Annotated in this window: 23 protein-coding genes and 1 pseudogene; 13 read left to right on the top strand and 11 right to left on the bottom strand. The window is 42.8% G+C overall.

Annotated features, from left to right (window positions below):
• Positions 1–2 precede the first annotated feature (2 nt).
• Together queE and dapD are read right to left on the bottom strand one after the other, a co-directional pair.
• Positions 3–713, bottom strand: coding sequence for a 7-carboxy-7-deazaguanine synthase QueE (queE, locus tag ACEWB7_RS09460; RefSeq protein WP_034171208.1), 711 nt, complete (start codon positions 711–713; stop codon positions 3–5).
• Between the two features lie 131 nt (positions 714–844).
• Positions 845–1666: a 2,3,4,5-tetrahydropyridine-2,6-dicarboxylate N-succinyltransferase gene (gene dapD, locus ACEWB7_RS09455; RefSeq protein ID WP_004784553.1), complete on the bottom strand. Its 822-nt coding sequence runs from the start codon at positions 1664–1666 to the stop codon at positions 845–847.
• Between the two features lie 299 nt (positions 1667–1965).
• Here dapD and carO point away from each other — a divergent pair, with 299 nt between their 5' ends.
• On the top strand, positions 1966–2697 hold the full coding sequence (carO, locus tag ACEWB7_RS09450) for an ornithine uptake porin CarO type 6 (protein ID WP_034171210.1): 732 nt from the start codon (positions 1966–1968) through the stop codon (positions 2695–2697).
• Between the two features lie 61 nt (positions 2698–2758).
• Here the strand turns inward: carO and ACEWB7_RS09445 are convergent.
• The 8 genes and pseudogenes from ACEWB7_RS09445 to ACEWB7_RS09410 all read right to left on the bottom strand — a co-directional run bounded on the left by ACEWB7_RS09445 (position 2759) and on the right by ACEWB7_RS09410 (position 10776).
• Positions 2759–3964, bottom strand: a pseudogene (locus tag ACEWB7_RS09445) (OmpP1/FadL family transporter).
• Between the two features lie 116 nt (positions 3965–4080).
• On the bottom strand, positions 4081–5004 hold the full coding sequence (locus ACEWB7_RS09440; protein ID WP_004784546.1) for a CysB family HTH-type transcriptional regulator: 924 nt from the start codon (positions 5002–5004) through the stop codon (positions 4081–4083).
• A 52-nt stretch (positions 5005–5056) separates the two neighbouring features.
• Positions 5057–6118 (bottom strand): sulfate/molybdate ABC transporter ATP-binding protein, encoded by a 1062-nt coding sequence (locus ACEWB7_RS09435; RefSeq protein ID WP_034171211.1) that lies wholly within the window; start codon positions 6116–6118, stop codon positions 5057–5059.
• Between the two features lie 11 nt (positions 6119–6129).
• Positions 6130–7023 carry a sulfate ABC transporter permease subunit CysW gene (gene cysW / locus ACEWB7_RS09430; protein ID WP_034171212.1) on the bottom strand — a complete coding sequence of 298 codons (894 nt, stop codon included), beginning with the start codon at positions 7021–7023 and terminating at the stop codon, positions 6130–6132.
• Positions 7020–7853, bottom strand: a complete 834-nt coding sequence (gene cysT, locus ACEWB7_RS09425; protein ID WP_004784537.1) for a sulfate ABC transporter permease subunit CysT — start codon at positions 7851–7853, stop codon at positions 7020–7022. Before cysT ends, cysW begins: the two co-directional genes overlap by 4 nt.
• A gap of 86 nt (positions 7854–7939) precedes the next feature.
• Entirely contained in the window at positions 7940–8545 is a 606-nt protein-coding gene (locus ACEWB7_RS09420; protein ID WP_034171213.1) for an RBBP9/YdeN family alpha/beta hydrolase, read from the bottom strand.
• A 30-nt stretch (positions 8546–8575) separates the two neighbouring features.
• Positions 8576–9592, bottom strand: a complete 1017-nt coding sequence (locus tag ACEWB7_RS09415) for a sulfate ABC transporter substrate-binding protein (protein WP_375726145.1) — start codon at positions 9590–9592, stop codon at positions 8576–8578.
• 173 nt (positions 9593–9765) lie between these two features.
• Positions 9766–10776: a sulfate ABC transporter substrate-binding protein gene (locus tag ACEWB7_RS09410; protein WP_312087033.1), complete on the bottom strand. Its 1011-nt coding sequence runs from the start codon at positions 10774–10776 to the stop codon at positions 9766–9768.
• A 161-nt stretch (positions 10777–10937) separates the two neighbouring features.
• Here ACEWB7_RS09410 and pabC point away from each other — a divergent pair, with 161 nt between their 5' ends.
• From pabC to ACEWB7_RS09390, 4 genes are all read left to right on the top strand, one after another.
• Entirely contained in the window at positions 10938–11753 is an 816-nt protein-coding gene (gene pabC / locus ACEWB7_RS09405; protein WP_175967915.1) for an aminodeoxychorismate lyase, read from the top strand.
• A gap of 1 nt (position 11754) precedes the next feature.
• Positions 11755–12813, top strand: a complete 1059-nt coding sequence (gene mltG, locus ACEWB7_RS09400) for an endolytic transglycosylase MltG (protein ID WP_175967913.1) — start codon at positions 11755–11757, stop codon at positions 12811–12813.
• A gap of 2 nt (positions 12814–12815) precedes the next feature.
• Positions 12816–13415 (top strand): dTMP kinase, encoded by a 600-nt coding sequence (tmk, locus tag ACEWB7_RS09395; RefSeq protein ID WP_411580666.1) that lies wholly within the window; start codon positions 12816–12818, stop codon positions 13413–13415.
• 91 nt (positions 13416–13506) lie between these two features.
• A complete protein-coding gene (locus ACEWB7_RS09390; protein WP_171248473.1) occupies positions 13507–13947 on the top strand; it encodes a PaaI family thioesterase in 441 nt (146 codons plus the stop codon).
• Between the two features lie 112 nt (positions 13948–14059).
• Here ACEWB7_RS09390 and nadB read toward each other — a convergent pair whose 3' ends face one another.
• Positions 14060–15688 carry an L-aspartate oxidase gene (gene nadB, locus ACEWB7_RS09385; RefSeq protein ID WP_175967886.1) on the bottom strand — a complete coding sequence of 543 codons (1629 nt, stop codon included), beginning with the start codon at positions 15686–15688 and terminating at the stop codon, positions 14060–14062.
• A 236-nt stretch (positions 15689–15924) separates the two neighbouring features.
• On the opposite strand from nadB, the gene ACEWB7_RS09380 reads away from it, so the two are divergent.
• The 8 genes from ACEWB7_RS09380 to ACEWB7_RS09345 all read left to right on the top strand — a co-directional run bounded on the left by ACEWB7_RS09380 (position 15925) and on the right by ACEWB7_RS09345 (position 23157).
• Positions 15925–17310 (top strand): Do family serine endopeptidase, encoded by a 1386-nt coding sequence (locus ACEWB7_RS09380; protein WP_034171221.1) that lies wholly within the window; start codon positions 15925–15927, stop codon positions 17308–17310.
• 124 nt (positions 17311–17434) lie between these two features.
• Positions 17435–17920, top strand: a complete 486-nt coding sequence (locus ACEWB7_RS09375; protein ID WP_175967885.1) for an acyl-CoA thioesterase — start codon at positions 17435–17437, stop codon at positions 17918–17920.
• A 260-nt stretch (positions 17921–18180) separates the two neighbouring features.
• Positions 18181–19998, top strand: a complete 1818-nt coding sequence (lepA, locus tag ACEWB7_RS09370; RefSeq protein ID WP_004784519.1) for a translation elongation factor 4 — start codon at positions 18181–18183, stop codon at positions 19996–19998.
• Between the two features lie 21 nt (positions 19999–20019).
• Positions 20020–20847, top strand: coding sequence for a signal peptidase I (gene lepB, locus ACEWB7_RS09365; protein ID WP_175967883.1), 828 nt, complete (start codon positions 20020–20022; stop codon positions 20845–20847).
• Between the two features lie 24 nt (positions 20848–20871).
• Positions 20872–21243, top strand: coding sequence for a DUF4845 domain-containing protein (locus tag ACEWB7_RS09360; protein WP_034703931.1), 372 nt, complete (start codon positions 20872–20874; stop codon positions 21241–21243).
• Positions 21215–21913, top strand: a complete 699-nt coding sequence (gene rnc / locus ACEWB7_RS09355) for a ribonuclease III (RefSeq protein ID WP_004784515.1) — start codon at positions 21215–21217, stop codon at positions 21911–21913. Before ACEWB7_RS09360 ends, rnc begins: the two co-directional genes overlap by 29 nt.
• Positions 21913–22941, top strand: a complete 1029-nt coding sequence (gene era / locus ACEWB7_RS09350; protein ID WP_004784513.1) for a GTPase Era — start codon at positions 21913–21915, stop codon at positions 22939–22941. Before rnc ends, era begins: the two co-directional genes overlap by 1 nt.
• An 18-nt stretch (positions 22942–22959) precedes the next feature.
• Entirely contained in the window at positions 22960–23157 is a 198-nt protein-coding gene (locus ACEWB7_RS09345) for an NF038104 family lipoprotein (protein ID WP_034171227.1), read from the top strand.
• Positions 23158–23166 lie beyond the last annotated feature (9 nt).

Below are 23166 nucleotides of genomic sequence, written 5' to 3'. Positions count from 1 at the left end.
AATTAACGACCAGTTTCATCATTCCATAACAACTTGTGCAGCTGCAGCTGGAAACGAACAGGGAGATGGTCTTCTAAAATCCATTGAGCCAGATCACGTGCCAATTGTGGCAAGCGCGCAGCTCCTTTTTCAACTGCAAATGCAGGGGAGAACCAGACCGTGCTGACTTTTTCATTTAACTGGTACTGTTCTACCTGCTGTTTTGACCATTCATAATCTTCACGATTACAGATTACAAACTTAATCTGGTCATGCTGAGTTAAATGATCCAGATTTGTAAGCAAATTTCGTGCAACTTCACCTGAAGTTGGTGTTTTTAAATCTAGAACTTTGGATACACGTGTATCCACTTTAGAAACATCTAACGCACCACTGGTTTCTAAAGAAACTTCACAGCCTAAATCTGCAAGTCGTTGCATCAGAGGTAGGGCGTTCGGTTGCGCTAATGGTTCACCACCGGTTACACAGACATAAGGCGTTTTAAAATCAAGCGTGGTCTGGATGATGTCATCTAAAGATTTGCGTTCACCACCTTCAAAAGAATACGTAGTATCACAATAGGTACAGCGCAGCGGACATCCGGTTAAGCGAATAAATACGGTCGGTAAACCTGCGGTATTGGCTTCACCTTGTAATGAATAGAAGATCTCCGTAATGCGTAAGCCCGCAGACGGATCAGAAACTGGAATTGCGGAAGATCGAAGCGTATTCATAACAACATTAACCACTGAAAAATAAATAACAATGTATAAAAATAAAAATCCCTACGATCATTGCTGACCGTAGAGACGAGGAGCGGTTGAAGCTCCGAGGAACACAAATGTTTCCTCTAAGTTAAGACATCTTAGTCTTCGCGTAGCAGATCGTTCAGGCTAGTTTTAGCACGAGTTTTCGCATCTACTTTTTTCACGATTACAGCTGCATATAAGCTGTATTTACCACATTTAGATGGCAGGCTGCCTGATACCACAACAGAACCAGCAGGTACGCGGCCATAATGGATTTCGCCAGTTTCTCGGTCATAAATCTTGGTAGATTGACCAATGAATACGCCCATTGAAATGACAGAACCTTCTTCAACGATTACGCCTTCAACGATTTCAGAACGTGCACCGATGAAACAGTTGTCTTCAATAATTGTTGGGTTAGCTTGAAGCGGTTCAAGAACACCACCGATTCCTACACCACCTGACAAGTGAACATTTTTACCGATTTGAGCACATGAACCTACAGTTGCCCAAGTATCGACCATCGTACCTTCATCTACATAAGCACCGATGTTCACATAAGAAGGCATCAGTACCACGTTTTTCGCCTGGAAAGAACCTTTACGCGCTACCGCCGGAGGAACAACACGTACGCCAGCAGCTTTAAACTGCTCATCAGTCCAGTCAGAGAATTTAGTATCTACTTTGTCGTAGAAGCGAAGATCACAAGCTTCCATTGGTTTGTTATCGTTTAATTTAAATGATAACAATACCGCTTTCTTAATCCATTGATGAACAACCCATTCACCTTCGATTTTTTCAGCAACACGTAAAGTACCATTGTCCAGGCCAGCAATTACTTCCTCAACTGCTTGACGGATTTCAGCAGGGCAATCTGCTGCTGTGAAATTCGCACGGTCTTCAAACGCTTGTTCAATGATTGTTGAAAGCTGAGACATGATCTTCCTTCCAGAAAAAAATTTCCGATATTTTACACTATATTGCTCTAAAAAGATGGAAAACTAAGAAGGGTGCTGAATTAAATTCGCAAGTAAAGTGATTAGTATCATTTTCGTATTTTAGATATGTACAAACATTGTTTAAAAAAGGCTTATCATTCAACAAGAAAAATTAATATGTATCAAAAAATAACAAAAGCCCAGCAAAACACGAATAAAAAATATTCATTGGCTCCTTTATATTGAGCTCATCACGAATAACTAATGATGAAAAAAAAGTTCTTTTGAGGAGAGAAATAATGAAAGCTTTATATCAACTTTTAGCAGTATCCGTTCTAGCTGCCACAGCTGGATCTGTCATGGCTGCTGATGAGACAATCGTAACAGATGAAGGCGTAGCTGAATTCTCTTTCTTTAAACCTGCAGCTGTTCGTGCTGAAGTCGGTACTACCGGTTACGGTGGCGCGATCTCTTGGAATGCTAACCCTTATGTAGGTGTTACTCTAGGTTATAATGGTGGTGATATTTCTTGGACTGATGATTTATCAATCAATGGTACAAAATATGACCTAGATATGGATAATAACCTGACTTACTTGAATGCTGAGATTCGTCCTTGGGCGAACTGGTTCTATATGGCTGCCGGTGTAGCATATATTGATAATGATTACGATCTATCTCGCCGTATTGGTAGTGGTGAAACTTTAAGCATTGATAACAATGACTATCAACTTGCTGCTGGTGCTACAGAAGGTCGTGTAAATGGTAAGTTATCTTACAAAAATAATATTGCTCCGTATGTAGGTCTTGGTTTCTCTCCAGCAATTACTAACCGTTGGGGTGTATTTGGTGAAATCGGCGCATACTACAATGGTAACCCAACTGTGGATTTAACTGCTACAGGTCTTGCACCAGTAGAAGGTTCTCCTAGCGTAGGTACAGCGATTGAAAATGAAGAGCGTAAAATTCGCGAAGATAATAAATATGAATGGTTCCCAGTGGCAAAACTGGGTGTAAGCTTCCGCTTCTAAGCTGTAGCTGCTAAGCCTAATAAAAAAACGAGCTTCGGCTCGTTTTTTTATTTATTAAAAGCTATTGAAAATGATAGCCCAACTTCATACCTAGGATCCAGGCACTGTTATCAGAAACTGCGGATAAACCTGCGATCTGCGGCGTAATAGGTTCGGATAAGGAAATTTCAGGTTTTTGAAACTTTAAATAATATAGTCCTGTAGCAATATCCCAGGTTTCTTGAATCTTATAAAGATGACCTAGTCCGATGCCCCAATAGCCATCACTCGGATTCAGGGTTGAAGCCGGATTTCCTGTACCAGAATCCCATAAGAGTTCGATAGAATTTATGCCAAAAGATGGCCATTGATGAGCAAGTCCGATTTTTCCAGACCATTGATCCTCACGATAATCAATCATCCTGAATGGTTTTACTTCCGGAAACTGTAAGGCCGCATAGTCAATTACAGCGCCAAATTTAGGCGGCTGGATCACGAAATTTTGCCAGTTTGACCAACGCAGCGTGCCATAGAGCGCATTTCGATCAGTTAAAGCTGTCTGAAAATCCAAGTTCACAGACTGTGGAGTTTGAATTTCTGTATAAGGTGCTGGATTCGTACCTACAATAATCGACTCAGTGGTTTTATTGTGATGAGTAATTGCAGAGCGATAGGTCAGTGCGGTTCTAAAAAAATATTCTGGAATCTGATAACTGATTCCAGCAAGCCAGCCCCGAGCGGCATCTCGTTCAAATGTGGCCCGATAACCATTGAATATATAAAATGTCTGTCCGGATAAATATAAATTTCCTTCTAAGCTTTGATAACTTAGCCCTGTATAAAAATTCCAGTTATCGTTTGGTTGAAAGCCAATTAATGAGGTCAAATTATGGCTCTCAAACTGAATGGTAGCAGCCTCAATTGGAAGTGTTGCACCTGCAAAAACAGGATCATAATGATAAGCGATATCTATAGAATAAGGCTGATCGTAAATCAGTCCCCACGACACTTGAGGATTCAACTGGAATTTTAATGCGACATTAGAGATCAATTGGTTATGGACAAGATTTCATGTTGAAAAATCCGTGATGCCTAATTGTTGCAGCTCTTCGGTATGTTGTACCTGACCGCTGATATCAGGGCGAACCCAAGCCAGTGAAACTTCAGCATAATTATTTTTTTCAAAAAACGATTGGATGCTTTGGTTAGATTGTTCAAACGCTGCTGCATAACCTGACCCGGAGAAAAACAAGCCCACGGAGAAAAGAGCAAATTTATTATTGATCATCTTGGTATAATTCAATTTATTATGTACGTGATTATGCTTGATATTTATATTTTTTATCCACTCAAAAAATAAAAAAGAGGCAATACGCCTCTTCAATTTAGAAAGTACAACCCATATTATTCATCTGGATAAGCGACTTTTTTCAGTGCCTTGATATCTGCATCTGGTGAGCATAAAGAAATAAACTCATAACCATAACCACGTAATAAATGACCTTTACGTACTGCAATCCAGGTAGTATTTACCCCAAAAATATCGGTTTTAATCTGTTTCAGACGATAGTCACGTTCTGGATCATAAGCCAGATCATTGACAATGCCGACACCCATGTTGAGCTCGACATAAGTTTTAATCACATCGGCATCCAGAGCTGACATTACAATATCCACATCTACACCGGCTTCTTCAAAGGCTGAGTCGATTTTAGAACGGCCTGTGAAACCACCATGATAAGTAATAATCGGATAGCCAGCGAGGTCTTCAATACGAACCTGTTCTTTGCTATTCAACGGGTGATTTTGCGGCGTAATAATACTGTGCTGCCAGTTATAATAAGGCACACTCGCTAGATTTTCTTCAGTCGTTAAAGCTTCAGTCGCGATTCCGATATCTGCTTCACCCTGAAGAAGCATTTCGGTAATTTCCATTGGACTGGCTTGTTGCAAAATCAGATGAACTTTCGGAAATTCTTTTTTGAACTGATTCACGATTGGCGGTAATACATAACGTGCCTGGGTATGTGTCGTTGCAATCGTTAATGTACCTTCATCGACCTTGTTAAAGTCATCTGCAAGACGTTTGATATTGTCTGCATCAACCAGCATACGCTCTACAATGCCGAGAAGTGCCTGACCTGGTTCAGTCAGTCCTAATAGGCGTTTACCTTTACGGATAAATAGCTGTACACCAAGCTCATCTTCTAAATCTTTAATATGCTTACTGACACCTGACTGCGAAGTGTAAAGCGCGGCTGAAGCTTCAGTTAAGTTAAAATTCTGTCTAACAGTTTCTCGAATAATTCTTAATTGTTGGAAATTCATAATTCTTTACCCTATAAGAGGATGGGGCATTTAAAAGCCCCATCTTGCAGTCTTACGCGACCTGGTTTTCAAATAAATGCAGATTTAATGCACTCAACCAAACAGTTTGATCCGGACGGAATTGATGAGCGCGAGCTTCTTCTGGTGTCAGTGAAATTTCAATCAGATTACCTTGGCGGTCATTCAGTTCCGCAACAACTTTTCCTGCAATCCAGAGTTCACGAATAAACGTGGCCTGAATCGTATTCTCTTGTGGTTGTGCATGAATACGCAGTTCATCCGGGCGAGCGAATACAATGACATTACCCTGAGCTGCCTGTTTGGCGGCATCGAACTGGATACGGTCTTCACCTAGCTGAAGTATGCCGCCATTATTCTGGCCTTCGAAACGGTTAGCTTGTCCCAGGAAGTCAAACACGAATGGTGTTTTCGGTGTTTCATACACTTCACGTGGTGAACCGATCTGTTCCACATTGCCTTTATTCATCACTACGATCTGATCAGCAACTTCTAAGGCTTCTTCCTGGTCGTGAGTGACAAAAATTGAAGTAATGTGCAGTTCATCATGCAGGGTACGTAACCAGCGGCGCAGTTCTTTACGGACTTTGGCATCTAGTGCGCCGAACGGCTCATCCAGTAACAGTACACGTGGCTCAACGGCTAGTGCACGCGCAAGTGCAATACGTTGACGCTGACCACCAGAAAGCTGAGCCGGATAACGGTCTGCCAGGAAGCCAAGTTGTACCAGATCAAGCAAACGGGTCACACGTTTTTTAATTTCTGCTTCTGATGGACGGGTTGAACGTGGGCGTACACGTAGACCAAAAGCCACGTTATCGAATACGGTCATATGACGGAACAGGGCATAGTGCTGGAATACAAAACCCACTTCACGTTCACGTACGTGGACATTGGTTGCATCCTGGCCTTCCAGAATCACCTGACCACCGTCAGCAGATTCAAGACCTGCAATAATACGCAGTAGAGTCGTTTTACCGCAGCCTGAAGGGCCGAGCAGGGCAACCAGCTGACCATCTGGGAAATCCAGAGAAATGTTTTTAAGTGCATGGAATGCACCAAAGTGTTTTTCAATATTTTTAACTTGAATACTCATGTGGGCATTCCTTAAGAAACTGTTGAATCGTCATTACGTTTGTCTTGTTTTTCCTGGCGCAGTTCGACCCAGGTTTTCAGAACCAGAGTCACAATTGCGAGGAGAGCCAGGAGCGATGACACGGCAAACGCAGCACTAAAGGTATATTCGTTATATAGAATTTCGACGTGTAGCGGCAAAGTATTGGTTTCACCACGGATATGGCCAGAAACCACTGATACTGCACCGAACTCACCCATGGCGCGGGCATTACACAGAATTACGCCGTAAATCAGACCCCATTTGATATTTGGCAGGGTCACTTTCCAGAAGGTTTGCCAGCCAGATGCACCTAGTACAATCGCAGCTTCTTCTTCTTCAGTACCTTGCGCTTCCATTAAAGGGATCAGCTCACGTGCTACAAAAGGTACGGTAATGAAGATCGTTGCCAGAACAATCGCAGGAACAGCGTAAAGGATCTTGATGTCATTATCCATCAACCAGCCACCCATCCAGCCTTGAGTACCGAAAATCAGTACCAGCATCAAACCTGCAATAACAGGTGATACCGAGAAAGGCATATCGATAATGGTGGTCAAAATTGATTTACCCGGGAAGTTAAACTTCGCCACTGACCAGGCTGCAGCTACGCCGAATACTACATTCATCGGTACCGCGATCACAGCCGTTAGCAAGGTCAGTTTGACCGCAGATAAAGTATCTGGATGAACGAGGGCTTGCGTATATACGCCAACGCCTTGTTTAAACGCTTCAACAAAGACCAGAACCAAAGGCAGAATCAGGCAGCTTAAAAAGAAGATCAGTGCAATCGCAATCAGGGTATAACGTACCCAGGTCGGCTCACGAGTCGCATCGCGGGATTGCAATTTTTCAGCCAGCGCATTGCTGTTGGTATTTAAACTCATCGTGCAGTTCTCCCGGTACGACGGCTCGCCCAAGCTTGCAATAAGTTAATCAGGAAAAGCATCACAAAGGAAATGAGCAGCATCACTACAGCAATTGTGGTCGCACCTGCATAGTCATATTCTTCCAGACGGGAAATAATCATTAATGGCGCAATTTCAGTTTCAAAGGGCTGGTTACCGGCAATGAAAATCACTGAGCCATATTCACCGACACCACGTGCAAAGGCCAAAGCAAAACCTGTGATCAGTGCTGGCAGCAGAATTGGAAAAATGACTTTGGTGACGATCTGAAAACGGTTCGCACCGAGTGCAGAAGCCGCTTCTTCCAGTTCAGTTTCTAAATCAGAAAGAACTGGCTGTACCGTACGGACCACAAAAGGAATACCGATAAAGATCAAAGCCAGGGTAATACCGATCGGAGTATAAGCCACCTTGATGCCAATTGGATCTAAATACTGACCAATCCAGCCCGTCGGTGCATATAAAGAAGTCAGAGCAATACCGGCAACTGCAGTTGGTAGGGCAAAAGGCAGATCGACCAGTGCATCGACAATACGTTTACCCGGAAAGCTATAACGCACCAGACACCATGCCAGTAACAGGCCAAAAACTACATTAATCAAAGCAGCGATAATGGCTGAACTAAAGCTTAGCTGTAATGATTTCAAGATACGTTCAGAGCTCAGGATTTCCCATAAACCTTCCCAGCCAATGCCGAGTGATTTAATAAAAACGGCAGATAACGGGATCAGAACGATTAATGACAAATACGCTAGGGTAAAGCCTAGAGAAAGACCAAATCCTGGCAGCACTCGGGATCGCTGCGACATGATTACTCCTCAAAAGAGAGAATGCTGGTTAAAGTTAACCAGTGAAAATTAGAAAATAGAATCGGCACAAGCATAATTTGCAGGGACTAAAATGCAAATTTAAAATAATACTTGCTCTCATTAACTTTGCTGATATGGTGCATAGCCTTTTCTGAAATCAAATATTGTTCAATTTCAGGGAAAGGACCAAAACCGGAAGCAACATTGACATGGCCTACAACTCCCAGATTAATCGGTTTGATATTCCAGGCTTTCGCCAGAACCTGGGCATCTTCAAAACTTAGCCATGGATCATTTTCACTGATCAGCAAAGTCGTTGGAGCCTGAATCTTGAGCTGCTGGAAATAGGCGCTGTAATCCGTCTGGCTATCACGGGCAAAACCATTTTCCCCAAAACGTGCCGGATTGGCAGGTGCAACCAGAACCAGATTTTTGACTTTAGTATTCAGTTCAGGATGCTGGGCCAATGATGCCACGCTGGTCAAACAGCCAAAGCTATGTGCCACAATTTGTACATCATCTGGAATGACTTGCAGAGTTTTAACAAATTCTGCGACCCATACATCCAGTACCGGATGATTCCAGTCCTTTTGCTGCACACGAGAGCAACGCATGAGCCGGTGTTGCAGGCAGGTTTGCCAGTGATTGTATTCACTGCCACCCACACCGGGAACAATAAGCGTATGAGTCATGTCGATGCTCCTGTATGAAATCAGCTTAAATTAATTTTTTGCGCTGTTAGCTTTAACGATCTGGTCAAAAACACCACCATTTTCAAAGTGGGCTTTCTGTACTTTATCCCAGCCACCAAACTCCTGATCAATAGTCACCAGTTTTAATGGCTTAAAGACTTGGCTATATTTCATCAGCACTTTTTCATTACGTGGGCGATAGAAGTTACGTGCTGAGATTTCCTGACCCAGTGGTGAGTACAGGAAGTTTAAATAACCCTGGGCCAGGTATTTGTTACCTTTTTTATTGGCATTCTTTTCAACAATTGCCACGGGTGGCTCAGCTAGAATTGACAGGGAAGGAGTCACAATTTCAAACTTGCCCGGTTGTTCACGAAGGGCTAAATGTGCTTCATTTTCCCAAGCCAGTAATACGTCACCGATGCCACGTTCAGCAAAAGTGGTGGTTGAACCACGCGCACCTGAATCAAGTACTTTGGTTTGTTTATAGATTTTACGAACAAATTCTTGTGCAGTTTTGTCGTTACCGCCCGGTAAGTGTTTTGCATATACCCAAGCTGCTAAATAGTTCCAGCGTGCACCGCCTGAGGTTTTAGGATTTGGTGTGATAATCTCTACACCCGGTTTTACCAGATCACCCCAATCCTTGATGCCCTTTGGATTGCCTTTACGTACCAGGAATACGATGGTAGAAGTATATGGTGTTGAGTTTTGTGGTAATTTTTTCTGCCAGTCTGCAGGTAACAGTTTGGCTTTTTCGACCAGTACATCAATGTCAGCGGCTAATGCCAACGTTACGACATCGGCATCCAGACCATCAATCACGGCACGCGCCTGTTTACCTGAACCACCATGTGACTGTTTGAAGTTAATGCTTTGGCCAGTACGGCTTTTCCAGTATTTACCAAATTCTTTATTGACGTCTTCATAGAGTTCACGCGTCGGATCATAAGAGACATTCAGAAAGTCGCGCGCTGCAGCAGAAAACGAAGTTGCTGAAATAACAGCAGCCAGAACCCCTAGTTTTAGTTTTGTTGAAATGCTCATGTGAACCTCACACTCTTACACGTTTTGTAACATGAGTGAAGAATAAACCTAATCTTTATGCATAAAAAATAATTAAAAATGAATTTTATATGAAAATATAAGATAAAAGATTTTATAAGTATTTGAAACAACAATGGCCTTATTCAATAAGGCCATTGCATAGACATTTATTATTACGATTTTGTGCTATTTGCCTTTACGATCTGGTCAAAGATACCGCCATTGGCAAAGTGTTTTTTCTGTACTTTGTCCCAACCGCCAAACTCTTTATCAATGGTCACCAGCTTCAGCGATTTAAAGACATTACTGTATTGTTTTAATACTGCCGCATTACGTGGGCGGTAGAAATTCTTTGCAGCAACCGTTTGACCCGCAGGTGAGTACAGGTAGTTCAGATACGCTTTCGCCAGATTTTCATTACCATCTTTTTTGGCATTCTTTTCAACGATTGCCACTGGTGGTTCAGCCAAAATCGATAAGGAAGGGGTAATAATTTCGAACTTGCCAGGCTGTTCACGAATCGCTAAATGCGCCTCATTCTCCCAAGCCAGCAATACATCACCGATACCACGCTCAGCGAATGTAGTAGTCGCACCACGTGCACCAGAGTCGAGTACTTTGGTCTGTTTATAAATCTGGCGAACAAAGTCTTGAGCTTTAGTATCATTACCACCAGGCTGATGTTTCGCCCAAGCCCACGCTGCTAAATAGTTCCAGCGTGCACCACCAGAGGTTTTCGGGTTTGGTGTAATGATTTCTACGCCCGGTTTCACCAGATCCCCCCAGTCTTTAATGCCTTTAGGATTACCTTTTTTCACCAGGAAAACGATGGTTGAGGTATAAGGTGTCGAGTTTTGTGGGAATTTTTTCTGCCAGTCTTTAGGTAGCAGGCCGCGTGCTGCAATCTCATCAATATCTGCAGCTAGAGCCAAAGTCACGACGTCCGCATCCAGACCATCAATGACAGCACGTGCCTGTTTGCCTGAACCGCCATGTGACTGTTTAAAGTTCACATCTTGGCCAGTAGATTTTTTCCAGTAAGCACTGAATTCTTTATTAAAGTTATCGTACAATTCGCGAGTTGGGTCATAAGACACGTTCAGGAAGTCTTTTGCAGATACGCTAAAAGCGGTTGCTGAAATAAGTGCTGCCAATACCCCAATTTTTAATTTACGGATGTTCATATTTGTCTCAAATGTTTCTTTGTTTTGTTGGATGGGGCAAGAATAGCTGGAGATTTTTTGCATAAAAAATAATTAAAAACGAATTTTATGTGAGTAAAACAGATATATAGACAGAGTTTATATTTCATCGCTCTATCCGTCACCAGAGAGGCCTTAAAAGCATGTTGTATTTAAAAAATGCTCAACTCGTCAAAGATATAGATGTGCTGGATCGTGCCTTTCATTATGGTGATGGCTGCTTTACTACCGCCCGCATACGTCGAAACCAGATCGAGTTAGCAGACCGTCATCTAGCCCGTTTAAGGATGAGCCAGCAAAAATTAAGTTTGCATGCTGATCTGGACCTGATTGAAAAAAGTTTGCAAGCGTTATTGAAATCAGAAGCTGAACTGAACGGAACCTTAAAGATTGTACTGAGTCGTGGTATAGGACAGCGTGGTTATAGCCTGCCAGACCATCCGGCAGATCTTTGGGTGTTCTATTATCCGAAAACTCTACAGGACTTCAGTTATGAGCAGATTCAGGCGGGTGTATTGCAACAGGCCATTGGCCTCAGCATGCCGAATCTGGTGGGGTTGAAAACCTTAAATCGTCTGGAACAGGTCTTGCTTAAACAGGAAGCGGATCTGCATGGCTGGCCGGAAGCACTGGTAACTGATGTGCAGGGTACAATTGTTGAAGGGGTGAGCAGTAATTGCTTCATTCGTATAAACAATACATGGATTACACCAGAACTTCGTTATAATGGCGTCTTCGGTGTAATGCGTGCAGAAATTTTGCAACGTATGCAGGATCAGGGCATTATCTGTCAGCAGCGTGATGTGGAAATGGATGAAATTCCCCATATCGACAGCTTGTTTTTCTGCAATGCGCTCAGTCCGATGAAAATTGCCACTCAATTTGAGCAGCGTACTTTAAATGTAGATGCTTGTATTGAACTTTTTAACCGTCTTCGATTGAATCAGATGCCTTATTAATATGTCAGCTTCCAAGTCTAAAACCAAAAAGAAAAATAATTCCAAACGCCCTGGTTTCATGAAGGGGATAGCTTTATTTCTAATCGGGATACTCCTGGTTCTAGGGCTGATCCTGAGAGCCAGCCTATGGAAAGATTATCCTGTAGAAGGTCAAAAACAGTTACTGGCAATTAGTAATGGTGAAACCTATTCTGGATTTATTGATCGGCTGGCCAAAGAAAATCATGTCAGCTTTCCGGTTATTTTAAAGCTGTATCAGCGCATCATGATTCATGACACCATGAAGGCGGGTGTTTATGAAATTCCTCAAGGTATGAGTATTCGTGCAGTACTGGACATGATTTCCAATGCAGAAAATGCTCAGATGAACCGGATTCTGGTGATTGAGGGCACGACTTTTAAACAGCTGATTGATGCCTTAAAGAAAGATGATCTGGTGACTAAAGAAGTGGTGAATTTGCCAACCGATCAATTGCTCAAAGAACTCAATATTCCATTTAATCATCCTGAAGGTCTGTTCGCTCCGGATACCTATTTCTTTGCCAAAGGCGAAACAGATCGCAAGATTCTGACCGATCTTTATCAGCGCCAGATGAAATCTCTGGATCAGGCTTGGGAAAAACGTGCTTCAGATCTGCCATATCAGAATAAGTACGAAGCGCTAATCATGGCATCGATCATTGAAAAAGAAACCAGCCTGGATAGCGAGTTACAACAGGTATCTGGTGTATTTGTGCGCCGTTTGAAAATAGGCATGCGTCTACAGACAGATCCAACTGTTATTTATGGTATGGGTGAGAATTACAAAGGTAATATCACCCGTCAGGATCTACGCACTCCAACACCCTATAACACCTATACCATGGCTGGCTTACCACCGACACCGATTGCCTTGCCAAGCAAGAAAGCCATTGAAGCAGCGATGCATCCGGACAATTCACAAAATATTTATTTTGTTGCAACGGGTAATGGTGGGCATAAATTCAGCAGTAGTCTGCAAGACCACAATAGAGCAGTGCAAGAATATCTCTCTGTTTTACGTTCAAAAAATAAGGAATGAGCATGTTTATCAGCTTTGAAGGCACTGAGGGTGTAGGGAAAACCACACTCATTCGTCGTATCTATGATGATTTTATTGCTCAAGGTAAAGAGGTCGTGCTGACCCGCGAGCCGGGCGGTACACCGATGGCAGAACAGATTCGTTCGCTATTGTTGGCCGTAAACCACGAAGAAGCGATGTGCCATGATACAGAGTTATTGCTGATGTATGCGGCACGTGCCCAGCATCTGACACAAGTGATTCTACCCGCTTTAAATACTGGAAAAATTGTCTTATGTGATCGCTTCAGTGATGCCAGTTTTGCCTATCAATGTGCAGGGCGTGGACTCAGTGAAGACAAGTTGAATCTGTTGAATCAAAATTTCGTGGAACGTATGCCGGATATTACGTTCTGGCTGGATGCACCGATTGAACTGGGTATGAATCGCGCACGTGCCCGAGGTGCGTTGGATCGGTTTGAGCAAGAGAAAGTTACTTTCTTTGAGAAAGTTAGCGCTGGATATGCAACACTATGCCAGCGTCATCCAGAACGGATTAAATGTCTGGATGCAACTCAAACACCGGATCAGGTGTTTGAACAGGCGCTGTCTTATTTAAAATAATTTTATTCTAAAGACATTTTTGGCATACTTTTCTCTAGTTATTTCAAGGAAGAATCTTCTATATTGGAAGAAATCAGGAAGATAAAACATGATGAAAAGTACAAGAGAAGAAATCATCCAGTTTTTACAGCAGGAATTTCCACAGAGCCTGGAAAAGTGCCAGATCGAAGCTGTAGTGCCTCAGGGTGCAACCTTACTGTATCGAGTGAGTGAGCAGGAATTACGTCCCGGCGGCACAGTGTCTGGCCCCACCATGATGACCTTAGCTGATCTGGCTTTATATATTGCGATCCTCGGTGAGATTGGACTGGTTGGCCTGGCAGTGACTACGAACTTAAATATTAATTTTCTGCGTAAACCTTCGGGTGGTGTTGATCTGCGAGGGGAAAGTAAATTGATGAAAGTGGGTAAAGCGCTCATTGTGGGAGAAGTCTGGATTTATTCGATTGATCAGGAAGAGCCGGTTGCCCATGTGACAGCGACCTATTCGGTTCCACCACGTAAAGAACACGTGCATTCCTTAAAATGCTGATTAATTCTTACAAATCATATGCTTTATTTAAATCCTGATTATTCTAAAAACTTAAAAAATCAGAGCCAAAGAAAAGGCAGATAACATTCAAAAATATTATCTGCCTATATCTTTAAGCATTCACCAAAGGAGTTTCTACTTCAAAACTTGGTGGAATCAGTACAGTTTTACGTAGTTCAGGCAGTAATTCTGGATAATCCAGGGTGAAATGCAGGCCACGAGATTCTTTACGTTGCATGGCACAACGCACAATCATCTCAGAAACCAGTACCAGATTACGCAGCTCGATCAAGTTTTTGCTCACCTGATAATCCTGATAGTATTCGGTAATTTCTTTCTTTAACATCTCAATCCGGTGCAGGGCACGTTCCAGACGTTTAGTCGTGCGGACGATACCCACATAGTTCCACATGGTCTGACGCAGCTCGTCCCAGTTTTGCAGAATAACTACATCTTCATCAGGATTAGTGACCTGAGAATCATCCCATTCTGGTACCTCAGGGATAGCTTGATCTGCCTTGAAATTTTCCTGAATATGTTTGGCAGCACTCATGCCATATACAAAACATTCTAAAAGTGAGTTACTAGCCATACGGTTAGCGCCATGTAAGCCGGTATAGGACGTTTCACCAATGGCATAGAGTCCGGCAATATCGGTCTGACTGTTTTCATCTACGACCACACCACCACAGGTATAATGCGCAGCAGGAACCACAGGAATCATTTCCTTGGTGATGTCGATGCCAAGTTCTAACAGACGTGCATATAAGGTTGGGAAGTGTTCTTTGATGAAGCTTTCATCTTTATGGGTAATATCTAGCCAGACATGACGAATGCCCAGACGTTTAATCTCATAGTCAATTGCGCGTGCCACAATATCACGTGGTGCTAGTTCAGCACGCTCATCAAAACGCAGCATAAAACGCTCACCATCAGGTAGGCGTAAATATGCACCTTCACCACGCATAGCTTCTGTGATCAGGAATGAACGGGCTTGTGGATGATATAAACAGGTCGGATGGAACTGGTTGAATTCCATATTGGCAACCCGGCAACCGGCACGATAGGCCATCGCAATCCCATCACCAGTCGCGATATCCGGATTGGAAGTATAAAGATAAGCTTTCATCGCACCGCCACAAGCCAGGGCAGTAAATGGTGCTAAGAAAGTATGAACTTGTGCACTTGCTTCATTGAGTGCATATAAACCTAAGGTGCGATTTTCACCATCTAGGCCCAGTTTTTGTGAACAGATCAGGTCGATCGCAATGTAATTTTCAAAGATGGTAATATTTTCTTTTTCCTGAGCACGCTGTACCAACGTGGTAGAAATGGCACGCCCAGTAGCATCAGCCGCATGAATGATTCGGCGCTGTGAATGGCCGCCTTCACGGGTCAAATGTAATTGTTCCTGCTCATCCAGAGTAAATTGGACGCCGTGTTTCAGCAGAAAATCCACCGAAGGCTTACCACCTTCAACCGTCTGCTTCACCGCATCCATTTCACACAGATGTACACCTGCAATCATGGTGTCATCAATATGCTGTTCAATCGAGTCTGTCTCATCCAGTACTGCTGCAACACCGCCTTGAGCATAATAGGTACTGGCATCGGTCAGGGTAGATTTGGCAAGAACTGCAATATTAAAATGTTCAGGCAAAGAAAGTGCTAGACTTAGGCCGGCACCACCACTGCCCACAATGATCACGTCAAAATGATGGGTAAGGGGAAAATTAGACATGTCCATCAGCTAATTGAAAAAAGTCCGGTAATCAGAGCGCTTTTTTGTACAAAAGGCAAGCGTTTAAGTGCTCATTTATTGATGAAAAAAATTAATAAAAGCTTTAACTTAATGCTTTAGAAAAATTAAAGGTTGCTAACATTCAAGCTTTCGAACATATTGTTACTTAAAATATATGAAGTTTGTGATAAAACCTATTTACATAAATTTATCAACAATTTGGGTGAATAATTTATATGAAAATTCTGGATTTAAAAAAAGGATTATTTGCAGCGACTGTTACTATGAGTGCTGCTCAGTTACAGGCAGTAACACCCGTCGATTTTTCTAACCTGGTTGATCAGGTCAGTCCGGCAGTGGTCAGTGTAAGTGTTGTCAAAAAAATGAGCGAAGAAGAGCTCTTGCAACAACAGGTTCCTGAAATTTTACGCCGTTTCTTTGGTAATCAAGTGATTATTCCGCAGCCACGTGTACCGCAGGAAAAAACCGGATATGGGAGTGCCTTCTTCATTAGTAAGGATGGCTATCTGCTGACCAACCACCACGTAGTTGAAGATGCGTCTAAAGTGACAATTACCTTGAATGATCGTCGGGAAATTGATGCGACAGTCGTGGGAAGCGACGAGCGTACTGACGTCGCTTTATTGAAAGTTAATGGTTCAGGTTTCCCGGAACTGCGTACTGGTGATGTCGATAAATTACGTGTAGGTGAACCCGTATTAGCAATCGGTTCACCTTTTGGTTTTGACTACTCCGCTTCTGCCGGCATTGTCAGTGCCAAGATGCGTAACATGATGGGCGAAACAGCCGTACCATTTATTCAAACTGACGTTGCCCTCAACCCGGGAAACTCGGGTGGACCGCTATTTAACCAGCGCGGTGAAGTGGTGGGGGTGAACTCACGAATCTTCAGTGGTACTGGTGGTTATATGGGGCTGTCATTTTCGATTCCCATTGATGTCGCTATGGAAGTCGCTGACCAGCTGAAACGCGATGGTAAGGTGACCCGTTCTTATTTGGGTGTAAGCCTGCAAGATATCGACCGTACTTTGGCTGAATCTTACAAATTATCTAAGCCAGAAGGTTCTTTAATTACCCAGGTGGCACCAAACTCGCCAGCAGCTAAAGCGGGTCTGCAAGCCGGTGACGTGATTTTAAAATACAACGGTACTGATATTTCACGCACTAGCCAGTTGCTGAACTATTTGAACCGTTCTGCGCCTAAACAGCAGATTCAGCTGGAAGTATTACGTGATGATAAACGTCGTAATATCAATGCAACCTTAACAACTGCACCAGATGAAACTCCAGCCAAAGCAGGTAATCAGGCCCAGCCAAATAAAGGGCCGGTATTAGGCGTTACTATTCGTGAATTAAGCCCGGCTGAAAAAGAACGTTTAGAGATTAAGGGTGGTGTAGTCATTCAGGACGTCCGTAGAGACGGGATCGCAGCTCAGGCACGGATCATGCCAAATGATGTCGTGACTCAAATCAATGGTAAAGCGATATTGAACAGTAACCAGTTTGTGGAAGCGGTGGCAGATCTAAAAAAAGGTAGTGTTGCCCGTGTCGGTCTGATTCGTCAGGGTCAACGTGCCATTGTCGGGATGCGCATTTCATAAAATAAATGAATCTTCAATAAAAGACCGCTTGTATAGGCGGTTTTTTATTTTTCGCAATTTACCCGAGGCATAATTTCTGTAGACTCTGTACATGGAAAAAATTGCGATAAAGGATAAGAGAAAAGTGACTGGTATTTTTGACCAAGTTTTAAAGGTACAACCTGAACATATCGACCGTTTAGGACATGTGAATAACGTCATTTATGTGCAGTGGATGCAGGATGTGGCCTCGGCCCATATCGAGCAATTAGGACTCGGTTTAAATGAGTATCTGCAACTTAAACATGCCATGGTTGCAGTTGAACATCATGTCCAGTATCGCAAGGCGGCATTTGAAGGGGATGAGCTGATTCTACGAACCTGGTTAAGTGATTTGAATGCCTTATATTCATTCAGACAGTATGCTTTTTATCGTCCACAGGATCAGAATGTCCTATTTACCGGTAGCACACAGTGGGCCTGTATCGAAATTGCGTCGGGTCGCCCGAAGCGTATGTCGCCAAGTTTTACCCAAGCTTATCAGCCTCTCTCAGACAGTATTAACCCTTATGATTTTTCTACTTTATATTTGAGTGAAGAAGTAAAGGCGATAAGAGAAGAATCAATCTAATAAAGTGATGATATCGAGATTGAATAGAGGGGAGCTACCAAATAGGAAGCAGTCCATTTAATAAGCTGTTTTCATGGAAAAAAGCTGAGGAAAAGAAAATAAAAAATAAAGCAGTTACGTATTTAAGATAAGCGAGAGAGAAGAAAGATAATTCTTTTTCTGTATCTCCATTCTGCTATAATCCTCGGCAATTTCTATTCGGCTTTTGTTATGCAATGACTTTTTAAATTGCATGGCGCGTTTTTTTCTCAAGGTAGCCCATGGCGCAAGCTAAAAAATCTGTTGATATTAAAAACATTCGTAACTTCTCGATTATTGCGCATATTGACCACGGTAAATCGACTCTGGCAGACCGTTTTATTCAAACTTGTGGTGGTTTGCAGGATCGTGAAATGCAGGCTCAAGTTCTTGATTCTATGGAACTTGAACGCGAACGTGGGATTACCATCAAAGCGGCTTCGGTCACCTTGTACTATACCCATCCAAATGGTCAAGAGTATCAGTTGAACTTCATTGATACCCCGGGACACGTGGATTTCTCTTATGAAGTTTCACGTTCTTTAGCGGCCTGTGAAGGTGCACTTCTCGTTGTGGATGCAGCGCAAGGGGTAGAAGCGCAGTCTGTAGCAAACTGCTATACCGCGATTGAGCAGGGTCTGGAAGTTTTACCAGTACTGAACAAGATTGACTTGCCACAGGCTGAACCCGAACGTGTAATTCAGGAAATTGAAGATATTATCGGGATTGAAGCGACTGAAGCACCGACCTGTTCAGCAAAAACTGGCCTAGGTATTGAAGGTGTACTTGAAACGCTGGTGAATGTCATTCCTGCACCAACAGGTGAACGTGATGCACCGCTGCAAGCGTTGATTATTGACTCATGGTTCGATAACTACTTGGGCGTGGTATCTCTAGTTCGTGTGAAACAGGGGCGTGTTCGCAAAGGCGACAAGATGCTGGTGAAATCGACGGGTCAGACACATATCATCACTTCAGTCGGTATTTTCAATCCGAAGCATACTGAAACCGATATTCTTGAAGCGGGTGAAGTTGGTTTCGTAATTGCCGGTATTAAAGACATTTTTGGTGCACCAGTGGGTGATACCATTACACTGGCAACTACTCCAGAAGTTCCAACATTACCTGGTTTCAAAAAAGTAAAACCACAGGTCTATGCGGGCCTGTTCCCAATCGATTCCAGTGATTTTGAACCTTTCCGTGAAGCATTGCATAAACTGCAAATCAATGACTCTGCGCTGTTCTTCGAACCAGAAAGTTCTGATGCTCTAGGCTTCGGTTTCCGCTGTGGCTTCTTAGGTATGCTGCACATGGAGATCGTACAGGAGCGTCTAGAACGTGAATACGATCTGGATTTGATCTCTTCAGCACCAACGGTAATTTATGAAGCAGTGATGAAAAATGGCAATACCATTTACATCGATAGCCCGTCAAAAATGCCAGATGGCTCAACTGTTGAAGACCTGCGTGAACCAATTGCAGAGTGTCATATCCTCGTGCCACAGGAATACCTGGGTAATGTCATGACCTTATGTATTGAGCGCCGTGGTGTACAGAAAGACATGAAGTTCATGGCGAATCAGGTATCTGTTACTTTTGAAATTCCAATGGCCGAAGTGGTGATGGATTTCTTTGATAAATTGAAATCTTGTTCACGTGGTTTTGCGTCACTAGATTACAACTTTGTGCGTTTTGAAAGTTCATCACTGGTGAAAGTGGATGTCCTGATCAATGGTGAAAAAGTCGATGCTTTAGCAATGATTTGCCATCGCCAGGATGCACGTCATCGTGGAATTGCACTGGTTGAAAAAATGAAAGACCTGATTCCTCGTCAGATGTTTGATGTGGCAATTCAGGCGGCTATTGGTGCGCAAATTATTGCCCGTTCTACTGTAAAAGCAATGCGTAAAAACGTATTGGCAAAATGTTATGGTGGTGACGTATCACGTAAGAAGAAACTTCTTGCAAAACAGAAAGAAGGTAAGAAACGTATGAAACAGGTGGGTAGCGTTGAAATTCCACAAGAAGCGTTCTTAGCTGTACTGAAAGTCGAACGCTAATACTATAAGGATAATAAGCCCATGGATTTTGATTTTAATTTAATTCTTGTTCCTGCGACCTTATTTTTCGTCGCGGTTTGGTTGCTAGATAAGTTTGTTCTGAAACAACGACAGACCAAAGGTAAGGGCAATGAAAATTTCATTATTACCTGGGCTTATGATTTCTGGCCGGTTTTGGCGGTCGTTTTAGTTTTGCGTTCTTTCCTGTACGAACCTTTCAATATTCCATCAGATTCCATGGTTCCAACCCTGGAAACCGGTGATTTTATCCTGGTCAATAAATTTGACTATGGTGTGAAATTACCAATTGTAAATACAAAAATTCTGGATACAGGTAGCCCGGAACGTGGTGATGTCGTGGTCTTCCGCTATCCGCCACAACCAACGATTAGCTATATCAAACGTGTAATTGGTTTGCCAGGTGATCATATTGTTTATGATCATGGCCAGTTAACCATTAATGGTGAGAAAGTAGCAAAAGTTTCAGTAGAATTCAGCCGTGAAAAAGATCGCCTAGATACGCCAAATTCGATTTATCATAAAGAAACCATTGGCGAACATACTTTCACTATGCGTGAACTGGAAGGAGTAAATGTAGCTCGTCAGGCTCCATTCCTTAACTATATAGAAAATGGTAAGTTTTCAGCTGAAAATGGTTTATATTGGGAAGTGAAAGTTCCAGAAGGCCATTACTTTGCGATGGGGGATAATCGCGATCAAAGTGCTGACAGTCGTTTCTGGGGCTTTGTTCCGGAAGAAAACTTAACAGGTCGCGCATTCTATATCTGGATGCATAAAGAACCTGGCTTTAAACTGCCATCGTTTAGTCGAAACGGAATAATCGATTAATTATTTCAGTCAGGAAAATAAAAAATGAAACATCAACAAGGTGCTTCGTATATTGGAATTTTATTTGCAATCGTGGGGTTTGCTTTTCTTGCCAAAGTGGCGATTGCAGTTTGGGGGCCATACTTTGATGATCGTATGGTGGACAATCAGATTGAGGAACTTTTAAAGAGTTCTCCGGCAAATATTGCGCCAGAAAAATTTCGTCAACAGATGGGGCAGCGTTTAGAAATGAACAATATTCGTGATCTGAAATTTGATGAAATTGCCAAAGTAACCAACACTGATGGTTTACAGGTGCACAAGAATTATGAAATTCGCAAGAATTTCATATTGAATATCGATTTAGTGATGAAGTTTGAGAAAGATTTTGATCAAAGCACAGTCAAAACTAAATGATGAGCGTCTTGCCAAACGGATCGGCTATCAGTTTAAACAAGCTGATCTGTTAAAACTGGCACTGACCCATCGTTCAGTCAGTCATAAACACAACTATGAACGCCTAGAATTTCTAGGCGATTCTCTTTTAGGGATGATCATAGCCAATTATCTCTTTACTGCTTACCCGCAGGAAAATGAGGGCCGTCTGACGCGTATGCGTGCGACTCTTGTCCGACAGGAAGCGTTAGGGAAAATTGCCAATGATCTAAAATTGAGTCAGAACTTGATTCTCAGTACGGGTGAACTGAAATCGGGTGGTCATCATCGTGAGTCTATACTTGCCGACACGGTCGAAGCTATCATTGGTGCAATTTATGTGGATTGCGGTGATCTCACTGTACTACAGGCGATTGTGCTAAAATGGTACGAACCATATTTAGACAATATTGAGCCGACTGACCAGCTGAAAGACCCTAAATCACGCCTACAGGAATATTTACAAGCACGTAAAAAACCTCTCCCAGTTTACGAGGTTGTAGATATTCAGGGTGATGCCCCGAACCAGCATTTCAAAGTGGAATGCCAGGTAGAAGGCTTGCCGGTCATGGCCGGTGAAGGTTCAAGTCGACGATTCGCTGAACAGGCGGTTGCGGCAGATATTTTAAAACATTTGGAGCATAAGTCTTAATGACTACTCATTCCGATCACATTGATGCTGATCACGAGTCGCAAAGCGACAGCAATGACTTGATTAGTCAATTTTTCAGTGCACAGGGTACTGAAATTCCTTCTGATTATCGTAGCGGTTTCGTGGCGATTGTCGGACGTCCAAACGTAGGTAAATCGACCTTGATGAACCACTTACTGGGCCAGAAACTTTCGATTACTTCACGTAAGCCACAAACTACACGTCATAAAATCGTAGGGATTGATTCACGTGAAAAATCTCAGGCAGTATTTGTTGATACACCGGGGATGCATAAGAAAGAAGTGCGTGCCATCAATAAAATGATGAACCGAGCTGCGCACTCTGCACTGCGTGACGTAAACCTGGTACTGTTTGTAGTTGACGCACAGAAATGGACCCAGAACGACGAGCTTGTTCTGGAGAAATTAAAAAATGCGGATATGCCAGTAATTCTGGTAATCAACAAGCTGGACACGTTTGAGAACAAGAATGAGGCCTTACCGCTGATTCGTGAACGTGCCAAACTGATGAACTTTGCTGAAATCGTACCGGTATCTGCACTTCGTGGTGCAAATCTCGAACACTTACGCGATACGATTGCCAAGTACCTGCCATTCCAGCCCCCACTGTATTCACTGGATCAGCTCACTGATCGTTCAGAGCGTTTCCTGGCCTCTGAAATTATCCGTGAAAAGATCATGCGTCAGTTAGGTGAAGAACTGCCATACGATTTAACTGTTCAGATCGAATCTTTCAAAACTGAAGAGCCGACCCTGAATGAAAAAACAGGTCGTATGAAGCCGGCATGTACTTATATTGATGCCACTATTTTTGTTGATCGTGCTGGCCAAAAAGCCATTGTGATTGGTGAAAAAGGCTCCAAGCTGAAGAAAATCGGTATGGATGCACGTGTCGATATGGAAAAGATGTTCGAACAGAAAATCATGCTAACGCTTTGGGTGAAAGTCAAAGGCGGCTGGTCTGATGATGAGCGAGCCCTGAAAAGTCTAGGTTATAGCGACATTTAAATTGGATAGGAACGGATCATGATGAAATTTCTGGCAGTTATTGCATGTGTTTTATTTTTGCAGGGCTGTATTCATAAAGTAGTGACCGTTCCTGCCAAAGTTGCATATAAAACCACAAAGTACGCGGTCAAAGGGACCGCGGCTGTTGTGGGTGCCGCCATTCCCGATGGGGATGACGAAGAAGACGAGAAAAAATCAAAAAAGAATAAAGACTAAAGAAGCAGC

The sequence above is a fragment of the Acinetobacter sp. NIOH-H-8 genome, from assembly GCF_046635365.1.
In the GTDB taxonomy this organism is placed as follows: Bacteria; Pseudomonadota; Gammaproteobacteria; order Pseudomonadales; family Moraxellaceae; genus Acinetobacter.
This window is presented reverse-complemented; position numbering and strand designations above follow the sequence as displayed.

Excerpts from the sequence above, each read along its gene's own strand:
- lepB (WP_175967883.1), top strand. The coding sequence starts at position 20,020 with ATGGATTTTGATTTTAATTTAATTCTTGTTCCTGCGACCTTATTTTTC.
- ACEWB7_RS09390 (WP_171248473.1), top strand. The coding sequence starts at position 13,507 with ATGAAAAGTACAAGAGAAGAAATCATCCAGTTTTTACAGCAGGAATTT.
- ACEWB7_RS09435 (WP_034171211.1), bottom strand. The coding sequence starts at position 6,118 with ATGAGTATTCAAGTTAAAAATATTGAAAAACACTTTGGTGCATTCCAT.
- carO (WP_034171210.1), top strand. The coding sequence starts at position 1,966 with ATGAAAGCTTTATATCAACTTTTAGCAGTATCCGTTCTAGCTGCCACA.
- ACEWB7_RS09420 (WP_034171213.1), bottom strand. The coding sequence starts at position 8,545 with ATGACTCATACGCTTATTGTTCCCGGTGTGGGTGGCAGTGAATACAAT.
- nadB (WP_175967886.1), bottom strand. The coding sequence starts at position 15,688 with ATGTCTAATTTTCCCCTTACCCATCATTTTGACGTGATCATTGTGGGC.
- ACEWB7_RS09410 (WP_312087033.1), bottom strand. The coding sequence starts at position 10,776 with ATGAACATCCGTAAATTAAAAATTGGGGTATTGGCAGCACTTATTTCA.
- tmk (WP_411580666.1), top strand. The coding sequence starts at position 12,816 with ATGTTTATCAGCTTTGAAGGCACTGAGGGTGTAGGGAAAACCACACTC.
- ACEWB7_RS09440 (WP_004784546.1), bottom strand. The coding sequence starts at position 5,004 with ATGAATTTCCAACAATTAAGAATTATTCGAGAAACTGTTAGACAGAAT.
- lepA (WP_004784519.1), top strand. The coding sequence starts at position 18,181 with ATGGCGCAAGCTAAAAAATCTGTTGATATTAAAAACATTCGTAACTTC.
- queE (WP_034171208.1), bottom strand. The coding sequence starts at position 713 with ATGAATACGCTTCGATCTTCCGCAATTCCAGTTTCTGATCCGTCTGCG.
- dapD (WP_004784553.1), bottom strand. The coding sequence starts at position 1,666 with ATGTCTCAGCTTTCAACAATCATTGAACAAGCGTTTGAAGACCGTGCG.
- mltG (WP_175967913.1), top strand. The coding sequence starts at position 11,755 with ATGTCAGCTTCCAAGTCTAAAACCAAAAAGAAAAATAATTCCAAACGC.
- era (WP_004784513.1), top strand. The coding sequence starts at position 21,913 with ATGACTACTCATTCCGATCACATTGATGCTGATCACGAGTCGCAAAGC.
- ACEWB7_RS09415 (WP_375726145.1), bottom strand. The coding sequence starts at position 9,592 with ATGAGCATTTCAACAAAACTAAAACTAGGGGTTCTGGCTGCTGTTATT.
- ACEWB7_RS09360 (WP_034703931.1), top strand. The coding sequence starts at position 20,872 with ATGAAACATCAACAAGGTGCTTCGTATATTGGAATTTTATTTGCAATC.
- pabC (WP_175967915.1), top strand. The coding sequence starts at position 10,938 with ATGTTGTATTTAAAAAATGCTCAACTCGTCAAAGATATAGATGTGCTG.
- ACEWB7_RS09380 (WP_034171221.1), top strand. The coding sequence starts at position 15,925 with ATGAAAATTCTGGATTTAAAAAAAGGATTATTTGCAGCGACTGTTACT.
- cysW (WP_034171212.1), bottom strand. The coding sequence starts at position 7,023 with ATGAGTTTAAATACCAACAGCAATGCGCTGGCTGAAAAATTGCAATCC.
- cysT (WP_004784537.1), bottom strand. The coding sequence starts at position 7,853 with ATGTCGCAGCGATCCCGAGTGCTGCCAGGATTTGGTCTTTCTCTAGGC.
- ACEWB7_RS09345 (WP_034171227.1), top strand. The coding sequence starts at position 22,960 with ATGATGAAATTTCTGGCAGTTATTGCATGTGTTTTATTTTTGCAGGGC.